We start from the raw sequence: 12,954 nt of genomic DNA, 5'->3' as shown, positions 1-12,954 counted from the left end.
AAAAAAAACCGGCTGACATTACGCCAACCGGTTCAGTGTTTAGTAGTCTATGATAAAAAATCCAATCTATTTCACTAATGTAAATGCTGCTTCTTTCACATCGTCGGAAGCGCCGCCGACAAATACCTTGAAGTCGCCGGGTTCGGCCCCCCAGGTCATATCCTTGCGGTAGAAAGAAAGATCGTTCATGGTCAAATCGAAAGTGACGGTTTTGCTTTCACCCTTTTTCAGGAATATTCTCCGGAAACCCTTCAGTTCTTTCACCGGACGGGTAACACTACCCACCATGTCGCGGATGTACAGCTGAGCCACTTCGGTTCCGTCGTATTTACCGGTATTGGTAATGTTCACACTTACGTGAAGAGTGTCGCCCATGGCCAGTTTCGCCGTACTTAATTCCGGTTCGGTATAACTGAATGTCGTATAACTCAATCCATGACCGAAGGCAAACTCCGGCGTATTCGGTGTAAACAGATACCGTGAACGGTATTTCTGTTCTTTTCCGGTTTTGGTATAAGGACGACCGGTATTTTTCGCGCTGTAATAAATCGGAATCTGACCGGTAATCCGCGGGAAAGTCATCGGCAATTTACCCGACGGGTTGTATTTTCCCGAAAGGACATCGGCCAAAGCAGGGGCTCCTTCTGTTCCGGGGAACCAGGCTTCCAGCATCGCATCGGTCATGGGCACCTCTTTGTCGAGCGCCAACGGACGACCACTCATCAGTACCACAACCACCGGCTTCCCGGTTTTGTGGATGGCTTCCAGCAATTCGGACTGAATATGCGGCAGATTGATGTGCGCACGACTGGCAGCTTCACCGCTCCATTCAGCCGATTCGCCCAACACCATCACCACCACATCGGAACGACGAGCAGCTGACACAGCGGAAGCAAATCCGGAACGGTTATCGCCACGCAGGTCACATCCTTTGGCATACCGGATATTCTGCCTGCCAAACTGGTCTTCCATCGCTTCCTTCACGGTTTTGTTGATTTTCCAGTCGCCGGCTGCATGCCACGAGCCCAGCAGGTCGCGCTGCGAATTAGCCAACGGGCCAATCAACGCAATTCGCTGACCTTTTTTCAACGGAAGTGTTTCCTTATCATTCTTCAGCAATACCATTGACTCGCGGGCCATCTGGCGGGCCAGTGTCATATGATATTTCGAATAGGTCAGCTTCTTCTCACGCTTGTTACTGAAATATTTATACGGATCGGCAAACAGTCCCAAGCGGAATTTAATCCGCAACACACGACGTACCGCATTATCAATTTCCTCTTGCGTTACGCGGCCTTCCTTTAGCAATTCTTTCAGGTATTTAGAATAAGTTCCGCCCTGCATATCCATGTCTACACCGGCGTTCATCGCCAAGGCAGCTGCATCTTTCTCATCTTTGGCAATGCCATGAGGCACCAGCTCGTTAATCGCCGTGTAGTCGGTTACCACGAAGCCATTAAAGCCCCACTCCTTGCGCAGAATATTGGTCATCAGGAAATGGCTGGCCGTTGCCGGAACACCGTTCAAATCGTTAAACGAAGTCATCACTGTACCGGCACCGGCATCAACTGCAGCCTTATAAGGAGGCAGATAAACATCCCGGAGTTTCCGTTCCGACATATCAACGGTATTGTAATCGCGGCCGGCTTCCGGGGCACCGTAAGCAGCAAAGTGTTTCACACAGGCCACAACCGTAGTGTCTGAGGCCAAATTGGTTCCCTGGAAACCATGCACACGCGCGGCAGCAATTTTACTTCCGAGGTACGGATCTTCACCAGCACCTTCCGATACGCGCCCCCAGCGAGGGTCACGGGCAATGTCACACATCGGGGCATAAGTCCACTGAATACCGGCAGCAGCAGCTTCGGCAGCAGCAGCAGATGCCGTTTTCTGAATCGATTTTAAATCCCACGAAGCCGCTTCACCCAACGGAATCGGGAAGATGGTTTTCTGTCCGTGGATAACATCGTAACCAAACAGCAACGGAATTTTCATCCGGGTTTGTTCCATCGCAATCTTCTGCAATTTCCGGTTGTAATCCGGCGAAAAAGCGTTGAAGATATTTCCGCATTTCCCGGCTTTTATGTCATTAATGTAATTCTCGTTCATGCTCGGCCCGGTTTTATCCCAGCCGCTGGAGTACAGCGTAAGCTGCCCAATTTTCTCATCCAGCGTCATCATCGACAGTACCGAGTCGACTTTGTGCGTAATTACCGGCTCGTCGAAATACTTCGATGCTTCGTCTTTTTTCGCAACCTTATTATTAACAGGCTGCTGACAGGACGACAGGAACAAAACCGCTCCCGCAGTCAGTAACATCGTCAGTTTTTGTGTCATCTTTTTCACTATTGTTCTAATTTCAGGTTCATAATTCATCGTTGTCTTCTCACCAGAAATATCAAGGCTTTTTCAGTGTAAAACCGGCCGAATTGGTCACTTCGGAACTGCTTCCTACCATCACGTCGAAAGTACCCGGTTCGGTCTTCCACTTCATATCTTTATCCAGAATTGCCAAATCCTTTCGCGTCAACCGGAACGTGATTTCCTTCACCTCTCCCGGAGCTAACCGGACTCGTTTAAAACGCCGCAATTGTTTTACCGGAGGACTCACATTGGCGACTTGCTGATGCGTGTACAGCTGCACCAGCTCCGTACCCACGCGTTCCCCGGTATTGATAACAGAAACCGACACTTTCAGTGTATCGTTCCAATTCAGATTCTGTGTATTCAGTTTTACCGGCGAAATAGAAAAATTCGTATAACTCAATCCGTAACCAAACGGATAAAGCGGTGTATTGGGCATGTCCACGTAACGGGTCGTGTATTTATCATTCGGATTAAACGGCCGCCCAGTATTCAGATGACTGTAAAAGATGGGCACCTGTCCGACACTTCTCGGGAAAGTGACCGGCAATTTTCCCGACGGATTGTAATCGCCAAACAGCACATCCGCAATGGCATTTCCACCTTCGGTACCCGGAAACCAGGTTTCCAGAATGCCCGGCACATGGTCATTCAGCCAGTTTACAGCCAACGGCCTGCCATTGACCAAAACAGCTACCACTGGTTTGCCGGTCTTCACAACAGCTTTCACCAGGTCGAGTTGGTTACCAGGCAACTGCAATGAAGCACGGCTGTCGCCTTCTCCGCACATGTCGTTGTTTTCCCCGAGCACCAGCACTACCACATCAGCGTTTTGGGCTGCCCGAACAGCTTCCGGGAAACCGCTTTCCGAACTGGTATTGTAATCAGTTCCTTTCGCATAAATTACTTTCGTCCATGGCGAAACGGCCTTTTTAATTCCCTGCAGCACGGTCACCACATCTTCCGGCCGGGCCAGTGCATGAACCGGCCCTAATAAGTTATCCTGAGTATCAGCAGCGGGACCAATCACAGCAATAGACTGAAGTTTCTTGCTTAGCGGTAAAATATTTTTTTCGTTTTTCAGCAATACAAATGTCTTGCAAGCCACTTTCCTCGCTGCTTCGCGATGGCTTGCCGGCAGAACATTATTGGCCACCAATGTGGAGTCGCTATAGCGGAACGGATTATCGAACAATCCCAGTTCGAACTTCATGGTCAGCACTTTTCGCACCGCATTGTCCAACACCGATTCCGGTATTTTACCTTCCTTTACGAGTTTGGGTAAATTCTCGAGGTACGAACCACTGTGTAAATCCATATCGACACCCGCTTTCATCGCCAGTTCGTCGGCTTGTGCCGCAGAAGCCGCTACACCATGCTCCTGAAGTTCTGTCACCGCATCGTAATCCGAAACCACAATTCCATTAAAGCCTATTTCTTTGCGGAGAATATCCTGCAGCAAAAAGTGGTTGGCCGTTACAGGCACACCGTTGAATGATACAAAGGCTGGCATTACGGCTCCAATTCCAGCTTTAACAGCCGCTTCGAACGGAGGCAGGTAAACGGAACGCAACTCCCGTTCCGACATATTCACCGTGTTGTAGTCACGGCCTGCTTGCACTGCGCCGTACCCTACGAAATGTTTCGCGGTAGCCATCATGGTATGAGGTGATGCAAGGCTTTCGCCCTGATATCCTTTCACAGCAGCCGCTGCCATTAGCGAACCGAGATACGGATCTTCGCCGGCGCCCTCTACTATTCTGCCCCAACGCGGATCGCGGGCTATGTCAATCATCGGGTTGAACGTCCAGCTCACACCTGATGCCGTTGCCTCAACGGCCGAAATACTATCGGTTTTTCGGGTTAAGTCGGGGTCCCACGAAGCAGCCAACGCCAACGGAACCGGGAAACCTGTCTGGAAACCGTGGATGACATCCCCCATGAACAGCAACGGAATCTTCAGCCGCGACTGCATCGCCAGTTTTTGCATTTGGCGGGTGTAACGGCCCACATTTCTACCTGGAAGAACTCCGTTAGTTCCACCCAGTTTACCTTCCTTAACCAGCTGTTTCAGGTTCGGATGATCTGCTCCCAAAATACAGAGTTGACCAGCCTTCTCTTCCAGCGTCATCAATGACAAAATGGAATCCACTTTGTGCGCAATCACCGGATCGGTGAAGTACCGCCGCCCCGGTTGGACCGTTTTCGACTCCTGCTTCCCGGAAGGCTGGCAACCGACCATCGCCAACATGATTACGGCTAAAGCAGCAATCGCCCGCACTCCGATTCTTCGACTCTTCCCCGGTTTACTTGGTTTCATTTACTTGAATGGGTTTATTATCAATGGTAAAATCCAAACGTTTCAACCCTCTCAGCACATCTTCATTTTTCATGAATGAGTTCCAGACCAAGCCTGAACGGTAATTTTCGATCATCACCACAATCGGCCCCTGATCGATGGCCAGGTAGGTTTTGCGCACGTGGTCTTCCGGCTTATTTCCAACCGAAAGATTAATTCCATCGTAGAAGCCGAACGGGCCAAACAGATACTTTCCGTAATTCCGGTAGAGGTTTTTCAATACTTTCATCGATTCGTTCGGAGTGTACGGCATTGATGACAGTGCTGCCGTTGGTGTGATTGTTCCCAAATCACGTTGGAAACCCGGAGCGTGCGCCGTGTATCCATCCGGGACTTTATCGCCGGCTGTGAGTCCCCAGAAATCAGGGCCGTAGCCTTTCCATCCGTATGGGTTATCGATGCAGTACGCACGATTAATCAATGTCTGCCGCCGGTTTTGCTGCCAATAATTGGCATACCGGTCGCGCAAGCCTTTTGGATTCAATCCCATGTACGAATAGTGAGCAAAGAACAACGGACCGCCCATCCATTTGCGGTTTCCCAATGGAAGCATCATGCCGTAATAAGTGGAATTATTGGCGAATGTGTCCCAGTTGTTCCCGGCCCAGCCTTTGTGATAAACGTCCGGAGAAATGGCATGGTCGGGTGACGAAGCCGCCAGAATATAGGTAATCAGACATTCGTTGTACCCATGAATGGGATGATTCATTTTCCAGCCATAATCGGGAGACCAGTGCCAGTACAGAACATCCTGACCACGGGTATAGAAGTCCCAATCCATCGATTTCCACAGATCGGTAATTTGCTGTTGCAGAAATTTCTCTTTGGGAGTCGAATGATTGAAAAACTGACGGGCTGCCAGCAGGCCTTCCATCATAAAGGAAGATTCGACAATATCGCCACCGTCATCGTATTTACTAAAATGATAAGCTTTTTGTGTATCGGCATTGTACCAGTGTGCCCACATTCCATGAAAACGGTCGGTTGTTTTGAGAAATTTGGTGAGGTTCAACAACCGGTCGACCGCCTGTTCGCGGGTAATCCAGCCGTGTTTCACTCCCACCATCAAGGCCATTACGCCAAACCCGGAGCCGCCGATAGTAACGATATCGCCATCCGGATGATTATCGCGTTCGCGGGCCATTCCCAAATCGGCCCGGCCAAAGTTCCAGAAATAACGGAAGGTATATTTTTGCACCATGTTCATGAGCTCCTTATCGGTAAAATCATGAATCGATGCATTGGCCTCTACCGTTTCGGAAGTGAGTTCTTTTCCTTTCCGGCTAACCGGAACCAGTTTATATTTTAGAGAGATGTTTCGCCCCAAATCCGTTACAAAATCGAGGTAATAGTTATTCTTCGTTTCAGTGCGCAACTGGTAAGCGCTGTCGGTTGCTGCATACAAACGGTAGGAGACAGCATTTTTCAAATCGGGCCAGCGTAACTCGACGTGGCTGTCATATCCTTTAGCTGTAAAATGGTCAGGTTTGGTGAGGTATTGGTTGAGATGATCCTGTGCCGAAACGCTTTTCACCAGCAGGAGAATGATAATGATACTGAAGATTTTTTTCATTAGATGAACACTTTTTCTGCCCAAAAGGCGATCATTTCAATGACAAAGAAGCCGGCTTCCGGCTAAAATTTTTGTTGGTTTTTCTAATTGTTTGTTTTCTCAAATCCCAGCTTGCTAAACATGGTCTGAATATCCGGATCCTGCATGAAATTATCCCATAATATTCCGCTGCGATGGTTTTCAATCATCGCAATAATTGGCCCCTCGTCTATCGCCAGGTAAGAAGGAGCGTACCAGTTTTCATGAATGTTAAAGGCGTCTTTAAAACCATACTTTCCCCAGAGTCCCTTTGAACCATAATTATCGTAGAGATAATGCATGGCCGCCAACGATTCGGTAGGCGTGTAAACAATGGACGAGATAGCGGCTGTTGGAGTAATCGTTCCGTTATCGTTGGCTGTGGTTGGCTCGTGTGCCATGTAACCGTTTACCGGATCGTCGGAAGCTGTTAGCCCCCAGCAATTCTTGTTGTAGTATGAATAAACCGATGCACGGTCGATACACCATTTCCTGTTCAGCAACGTTTGTTCCTTATTCCGATCGAAATAGGAAACGAACCTGGATGCCCGAATGTATTTATCCGAAAAGTGCGGGTTCATTCCCAAATAAGAATAGTGTGTAAAAAACAACGGACCGCCGTAATATCCATATTGGTCAACGATGAGTGTCGCGTTATAATTATTTCCGGCCCAACCCGTATCGTAAAGCGACGGAGCAATCGGATGCGTGGGTGACGCAACAGCCAGCATGTAGGTAATCATCGTCTCGTTGAAACCGCGTATGGGCATGTTCATTGCCCAGCCATAGTCTGGCGACCAGTGCCAGTAGAGATAATTCTGCCCATTGGTATACCATCCCCAGTCAACATCCTGCCACAGCCCGGTAATAATATCCCGCAACTGCGTTTCATCTGCAGATGAGCCATTAAAAAACTGCCTTGCCGTCAACAGCCCCTGAATCATATAAGCTGTTTCCACCAGGTCGCCGCCATCGTCCTTTTGCGAGAACGGAATTGTCTCTCCGGTTGATCCGTTGAGCCAGTGCGACCAGGCCCCATGATAACGTGTGGTTTTATCGCGCAGGAAAGTGACCATCTTTAACAACCGTGTCACCGCTTCCTGACGGGTAATATAGCCCCGCTTCACACCGACAATAATGGCCATCACGCCAAAACCGGAACCACCAATGGTGACGATATCGTTGTTCCCATTACTTCGTTCACGGATAAGACCGGAAACCGGATGAGCGAAATCCCAGAAATACTGAAAAGTTGCTTGCTGAACAGTATCCATCAACTCACCATCCGTCAAAGTAGGTGGGGGCTTCGGCAGCGTTCCTCCTCCATTCGGCGGCACATAATTATCGCCTTTCTTTGAACAGGAAACTAAAGTCAAAGCTACCCAGAAGGATATGAAAAGTAGATACTTGTTCATTTGTATTGGCATGAATATGGCAAACAGGAAGAAACTTCCCGGAAGGTAAATTTACACCATACCGGGAAGTTCATCCTAACATCTATGAATAATTTTAGTATCCTGGATTTTGAGTCAATGCACCGCCACTCAGCTCGATCTGACGTTGCGGAATGGGGAACAACTCGTTCTTACCAGCCACAAATCCTTCTTTGGCCAATACGGTTGCCGCCCGTCCCTGACGAATCAGGTCGAACGTACGGTCGCCTTCGAATGCCAATTCTACACGACGTTCGTGGTAGATTTTCATCCGCAGGTTATCCTGATTGGTGTCGGTGTAATCGGGCAAGCCGGCCCGCTCGCGAACCTGGTTTAATGCCGCCAGTGCTGTACCCGGGTCGCCCATTTCATTAGCCGCCTCAGCTTTCATCAACAACACTTCAGCGTAACGGAATATCCGTACATTCTTGCTCGATTCCCAGGAGTTTCCGTCATACGTTTCCTTTGTACGACTCAGATAAGCTTTCTGGTTGTACATCGGGTTCGGTGTGTTGGAATTAATCACCGTACCGTCCCACATGGTTTCTCCCGGATAGATAATCGTTGCATCTTTCCGGAGGTCACCAGGCTCGTAGGTATCAGCCAAATCCTGTGATGGCACGTTGAAGCCCCATCCAAACTGGCCTCTGACACTCTGAACGTCGACATATCCCTGAACTCCTTTGTTCGGTGTCTGACCACGTCCCTGGATTTCGAAAATAGACTCGGAATTGTTCTCTCCGATTTCACGCCAAATCGTTGAGTAATCACTGACCAGTGCATATTCATTGGAATTGATCACCTCATTGGTCAGGCGCAATACTTCCGACCAGTTCTTTTGATACAGATTTACCTTTGCCAGGAAGGTTTGCGCAGCTCCTTTGGTCGCGCGACCTAAATCTTTTGCAGCGTATTCGCTCTTCTTCGGAAGATGATTAATAGCAAACTGCAGATCCGTTTAATAAACGCATAAATAGAATCCTTTGTTACACGGGTATTTCCCATCGCCACATCAGCCGGATTGGTTGGGTCGGGAACTTTGTCAACCAACGGCACTGCGCCGAACGTACGCACCAGATTCCAATAGAAATAAGCGCGGAGGAAACGGGTTTCCCCTTCCAGGCGGTTCTTCAGTGTATCATTAATGGTCACTTCACCCAGCACTTTCATTGCCTGATTGGCACGGGCAACTCCTTCGTAGTTACCCTGCCATACATCGTTAAACGACAAGGCATCCGCTCCAAATGTGAAGTTATCCAACAGATTTTTGTCGGTTCCGGTATCACCCGGAGAACTACCTTTATCGGCATCGTCGGAAGTGATGCTGGAAATACCAAGCCACGAGAAAGAGCTTTCGTTCCAATCGAGTAGCTTGTTATACACTGCGTTAACTACTTCAGTCGGATGATCAGAGTAATAATCTTTTGGCGTCATATTTCCCTCCGGCGGAACGTCCAGGTAATTGCTCGAACATCCCGAGAAGGTCAGCAGAGCTGCTGCCAACGCAGCCCCCATATATAATAATTTCATCTTTCTGGTTTTCATATCCAATACAAATTAGAAAGTTATGTTGAGACCCAAGAGGTAAGAAGCCGTTTCAGGATAAGAGCTCAAATCAATTCCAGAGTTAAGGGTTCCGGAGTTGGTCGTGTTGGCTCCATTGTCAGAGTTTCCGGAAATCCGTGATATCTGTCCCGGTAATTCAGGATTGTAACCACTATAACCTGTCAGTGTAATTGCGTTCTGGGCTGCCACATAGAAACGACAGCGACTTATCGAGAGCTTTTCGGTCAATGTTTGGGGAGCGTATAACCCAATGTCAGGTGTTAAACCGGAAGAAATTACCAGACTCAATATAGTAATCCGAAGCCACAGGTACAGCATCGGAAGCTCTTGGGATATTCGTGTTCGTGTGATCCGGTGTCCAACGGTTGGCCAATGACGCCTCGATATTTTCACCACCCCAGCGCTGAGCTTTCTTACCGTTGTAGATTTTGCCACCAAAGTTACCATAAGAATCTACCGAGAAATCCCAGTTCTTATAGTTCACTCCGAGGTTCAACCCGATCATCAGTGGGGATTGTACGACCCAGCATAATAACGGTCTTTATCATCAATAACGCCATCATGATTCCGTCTACCAGCTTCAGATCACCTGGCTGAGCATTTGGCATCAAAGGCTGACCATTACTATTCACGTAAGCGTCCCAGTTCCGATTGGTTGTGGAAAATACCGTCGGTCTGGTATACCCAGAAGGAACCAATCGGCTGGCCTTCTGCCGTCTGTGTTGTTATCTGACCGTTGCCCCAAACTACCGCTGTTGATTGGCAAACCACCGCCGACTTTCTCGATGCGGTTTTTGTTGGTCGTCACATTCAAACCAATATTGTAGCTGAAATCGGAGGTGACTTATTCGCGCCAGTTGGCAGAGAATTCAAAACCAGTATTTCGGATATCAGCTTTGTTGGTCAGAAATTTTCCCATCGTTATCTCCAAATATTCGGCAATCGGAGCAAAAATCAACGCATCCGAGGTCAGTTTGTTGTAATAGTCAAACTCACCGGAAAGGCGATTGTCGAACAATCCGTATTCCAATCCCAGGTCGGGTTTCTGTTGTTACCTCCCACTTCAGATTCGGGTTCTTTGATATCGGTTATCGTACCACCATTGGTATAAGCCTGATCCGGACCAAACACATACGCCAAATCAGAGTGATGGAGATAAGTAAACGCATCAGCAGGTATATTATCGTTACCGATTTTACCCCCAGCTGGCACGCCAATTTCAGATTAGTCAGCCACGCATTGTCTTTCAGGAAATTCTCCTGGGTCAGCACCCAACCAAGTCCAACTGAAGGGAACGTTGCCCAACGATTATTGGATGGAAACATCGAAGAGCCATCGTAACGAATAGTACGGTAAACAGGTACTTGTTGGCGAAGCTGTAGTTGACACGTCCCTAAGTAGGAGTTACGGGTATTCTTTGTGCCATTACTGCCGTTGGTTGCAGATGCTGCATCGCCCAAAGATCGAGATACCAGTAATTCTTTTGTGCAGGTACATTCTGACGGGCAGCATCAATATATTGCGTCCGGTATTTTTCAGCCGTTGTACCTCCCATCAGTTTCAACCGGCTATTTCCCCAGCGGTTGTTGTAGGTAAAGTAATTATCCCAAATCCAGTGAGCATTGGTGTTTTGATGCAGACTCAATTTGGATATTTCATTTTTTTGAGTTGCGGAAACTGTGTAAACCGGGTTGTATATAACGCCCGTGATCTTCCGATAAGTCAACTCCCATATTCGATTTAAACTGGAGAGATGTTGGTGAAATCAACTTTGGCGTAAACCGCCCCCCTGAATACGGGTTCCCCAGCTTTGATCATTCGTATAATCAAGTGTTGCTTTCGGGTTACCAACGTTATTGATGTCAGTGAAACCATAATTTCCGCTTTTATCCTTCACCGGAACAGTCGGCGCCTGACGATAAGCTGCGGTGAAAGCCGAATAAGGCTTGTTGTCCGAATTATATCGGGACAGGCCAATGTTGTCACCCACTTCGAGGACTTGGTCACCTTATACGTATTATTTGAACGGAGTGTCAGACGATCGTAATTGTTTCCGTCAAGGATTCCCTGATCGCTTTTATAACCCATGCTGAAATAATAGGTTGCCTTATCATTTCCACCACTTACCGAAAGGTTATGATTCTGACTAACTCCCTTCCGGGTAATTGCGTCGAACCAATCGGTATTGTATGGAGGCAGGTTGTTCAAATCAAATGCCGGAGCTTTTCCATCGTAGCCCAGAGCTTCGTTGGTATATTCAGCATACAATTTCGAGTCTGCCATTTTTACCTTGGCTGCTACATTAGTGCCAACATAGCCGTCGTACGAAATTTTTCATTTTACCTTTCTCGCCGGCACGGGTAATAATGATCACACCATTTGCACCACGCACACCGTAGATAGCGGCAGCCGAAGCATCTTTCAGCACATCTACCGAGACAATATCCGAGTTATTGATATTGCGAATATCGTCGGTAATAACTCCATCGACAACATAAAGCGGCTTCGCTCCACCCAGAATGGTCCCTGTTCCCCGAATACGCACCTGCGGAGCAGAACCCGGGGCCCCGGAGTTCACAACTTGTACACCGGCCACTTTTCCCTGAATAGCCTGGGTAGCTGTCAGAGCCGGTTGCTTAATCAAATCGGCTCCTTTCACCCCGGCAATGGAACCAGTGATGTCCTGCTTCCGCTGAACACCATAACCTACCACCTGAACTTCACCCAGATCTTTAGTAGAAGTTGAAAGGGTCACATTAATTTCTTTCTGTCCGTTCACCGGTTGCTCTACGGTCTTCATTCCCAAAAACGAGAATACCAGCGCACCGTCAGCCGGAACTTTTAACGAGTAGTTACCATCAAAATCGGTAATGGTACCGGTTGTGGTACCTTTTACTAAAATACTGGCTCCCGGTATGGGCTTTCCATCATCCGCGCCAGTTACCTTCCCTTTAACGGTGATGTTTTGTGCCATCACTACTGTAAAGCCAAGAAGGACCACCAAAAGGGTTAATAAACTCTTTTTCATTCGTTCAGTCTTTTTTTGACAATTTGAATATGCTACAAAAGAACCCCTGGTGGAGTAAAAAGGAAAAATGCCACCCCTACCTACCTACATCATGTTAAAAAACATCCAATTTTCGACTTTCACATCACTACATCACAAAAGAAATACACCTCCATACCGAGCTAATTATCAGCCGTTATAAAAAGATATGTTTTCTAAAACTTAGATTAAATAAATGCTAAATCAGACTAAGGAATGATAAGATTATACAAGGAATGTTTAACGTTCAGGAGATGGAAACAACCGCAAATAGCAAAGAATTTATTTTTAAACAAGGGTGAAATGTCATCAAAACGTCATAAACCGACGTATCAGATTCCAAAAGCGGTTTAAAATTCCATCATGAATTCCACCAGGTTTTTCTCCTGGGGCAACTCCAGTTTTTTGCGCAAACGGTATCGCCGAATCTCCACTCCCCGAACTGAAATATTGAGCAGCGGCGCAATTTCCTTCGTTGCGAGATTCAGTCTGAGGTAGGCACACAATTTCAAATCGCTCGGAGTCAGGGAAGGATATTCATTTTTGAGTCGCCGGAAGAAGTTTTTCATGAGCCTGATCGAAATGAGATTCGAAA

At 47.7% G+C, this 12,954-nt stretch carries 13 protein-coding genes; 1 reads left to right on the top strand and 12 read right to left on the bottom strand.

From position 1 onward, the window contains the following. Positions 1-66 precede the first annotated feature (66 nt). The 8 genes from GJU87_RS00060 to GJU87_RS00030 all read right to left on the bottom strand — a co-directional run bounded on the left by GJU87_RS00060 (position 67) and on the right by GJU87_RS00030 (position 10,343). Positions 67-2,337: a glycoside hydrolase family 3 N-terminal domain-containing protein gene (locus tag GJU87_RS00060; RefSeq protein WP_228491781.1), complete on the bottom strand. Its 2,271-nt coding sequence runs from the start codon at positions 2,335-2,337 to the stop codon at positions 67-69. A gap of 61 nt (positions 2,338-2,398) precedes the next feature. Next, positions 2,399-4,684 (bottom strand): glycoside hydrolase family 3 N-terminal domain-containing protein, encoded by a 2,286-nt coding sequence (locus GJU87_RS00055; protein ID WP_228491780.1) that lies wholly within the window; start codon positions 4,682-4,684, stop codon positions 2,399-2,401. Further along, positions 4,671-6,296, bottom strand: coding sequence for a glucoamylase family protein (locus tag GJU87_RS00050; RefSeq protein ID WP_194831395.1), 1,626 nt, complete (start codon positions 6,294-6,296; stop codon positions 4,671-4,673). The genes GJU87_RS00055 and GJU87_RS00050 overlap by 14 nt, the downstream gene beginning before the upstream one ends. Before the next feature lie 83 nt (positions 6,297-6,379). Continuing rightward, the gene (locus GJU87_RS00045) at positions 6,380-7,729 is read right to left on the bottom strand and encodes a glucoamylase family protein (protein ID WP_153637646.1); all 1,350 of its coding nucleotides are present in this window, start codon (positions 7,727-7,729) and stop codon (positions 6,380-6,382) included. A 94-nt stretch (positions 7,730-7,823) separates the two neighbouring features. Beyond that, positions 7,824-8,567: a RagB/SusD family nutrient uptake outer membrane protein gene (locus GJU87_RS21375; protein WP_228491779.1), complete on the bottom strand. Its 744-nt coding sequence runs from the start codon at positions 8,565-8,567 to the stop codon at positions 7,824-7,826. 74 nt (positions 8,568-8,641) lie between these two features. Then, positions 8,642-9,277, bottom strand: coding sequence for a RagB/SusD family nutrient uptake outer membrane protein (locus GJU87_RS21370; RefSeq protein WP_228491778.1), 636 nt, complete (start codon positions 9,275-9,277; stop codon positions 8,642-8,644). A gap of 289 nt (positions 9,278-9,566) precedes the next feature. Next, complete coding sequence (locus tag GJU87_RS00035; RefSeq protein ID WP_153637645.1) at positions 9,567-9,818, bottom strand: hypothetical protein; 252 nt, start codon at positions 9,816-9,818, stop codon at positions 9,567-9,569. 339 nt (positions 9,819-10,157) lie between these two features. Continuing rightward, positions 10,158-10,343 (bottom strand): hypothetical protein, encoded by a 186-nt coding sequence (locus GJU87_RS00030; RefSeq protein WP_194831394.1) that lies wholly within the window; start codon positions 10,341-10,343, stop codon positions 10,158-10,160. 119 nt (positions 10,344-10,462) lie between these two features. Between GJU87_RS00030 and GJU87_RS21300 the strand changes: the two genes are divergently transcribed. After that, a complete protein-coding gene (locus GJU87_RS21300; protein ID WP_194831393.1) occupies positions 10,463-10,654 on the top strand; it encodes a hypothetical protein in 192 nt (63 codons plus the stop codon). Between the two features lie 52 nt (positions 10,655-10,706). Here the strand turns inward: GJU87_RS21300 and GJU87_RS00020 are convergent, their stop codons facing one another. The 4 genes from GJU87_RS00020 to GJU87_RS00005 all read right to left on the bottom strand — a co-directional run. Further along, positions 10,707-10,958: a hypothetical protein gene (locus GJU87_RS00020; RefSeq protein ID WP_153637643.1), complete on the bottom strand. Its 252-nt coding sequence runs from the start codon at positions 10,956-10,958 to the stop codon at positions 10,707-10,709. A gap of 248 nt (positions 10,959-11,206) precedes the next feature. Next, positions 11,207-11,596 (bottom strand): hypothetical protein, encoded by a 390-nt coding sequence (locus tag GJU87_RS00015; protein ID WP_153637642.1) that lies wholly within the window; start codon positions 11,594-11,596, stop codon positions 11,207-11,209. 19 nt (positions 11,597-11,615) lie between these two features. Beyond that, on the bottom strand, positions 11,616-12,341 hold the full coding sequence (locus tag GJU87_RS00010; protein WP_153637641.1) for a carboxypeptidase-like regulatory domain-containing protein: 726 nt from the start codon (positions 12,339-12,341) through the stop codon (positions 11,616-11,618). Positions 12,342-12,709: 368 nt separating this feature from the next. Next, positions 12,710-12,954, bottom strand: a 245-nt coding sequence (locus GJU87_RS00005) for a helix-turn-helix transcriptional regulator (RefSeq protein WP_373921469.1), incomplete at its 5' end; no start/stop codon positions are given.

The sequence above is a fragment of the Prolixibacter sp. NT017 genome (assembly GCF_009617875.1).
Classification (GTDB): Bacteria; Bacteroidota; Bacteroidia; order Bacteroidales; family Prolixibacteraceae; genus Prolixibacter.
The sequence above is the reverse complement of the archived record's forward strand: the minus strand, read 5'-3'. Positions and strand labels throughout refer to the sequence as shown.

Coding starts and splice junctions, on each gene's coding strand:
- GJU87_RS00060 (WP_228491781.1), bottom strand. CDS start 2,337: ATGACACAAAAACTGACGATGTTACTGACTGCGGGAGCGGTTTTGTTC.
- GJU87_RS00055 (WP_228491780.1), bottom strand. CDS start 4,684: ATGAAACCAAGTAAACCGGGGAAGAGTCGAAGAATCGGAGTGCGGGCG.
- GJU87_RS00050 (WP_194831395.1), bottom strand. CDS start 6,296: ATGAAAAAAATCTTCAGTATCATTATCATTCTCCTGCTGGTGAAAAGC.
- GJU87_RS00045 (WP_153637646.1), bottom strand. CDS start 7,729: ATGAACAAGTATCTACTTTTCATATCCTTCTGGGTAGCTTTGACTTTA.
- GJU87_RS21370 (WP_228491778.1), bottom strand. CDS start 9,277: ATGAAATTATTATATATGGGGGCTGCGTTGGCAGCAGCTCTGCTGACC.
- GJU87_RS00035 (WP_153637645.1), bottom strand. CDS start 9,818: ATGATCGGGTTGAACCTCGGAGTGAACTATAAGAACTGGGATTTCTCG.
- GJU87_RS21300 (WP_194831393.1), top strand. CDS start 10,463: ATGGAGATAAGTAAACGCATCAGCAGGTATATTATCGTTACCGATTTT.
- GJU87_RS00015 (WP_153637642.1), bottom strand. CDS start 11,596: ATGGCAGACTCGAAATTGTATGCTGAATATACCAACGAAGCTCTGGGC.
- GJU87_RS00010 (WP_153637641.1), bottom strand. CDS start 12,341: ATGAAAAAGAGTTTATTAACCCTTTTGGTGGTCCTTCTTGGCTTTACA.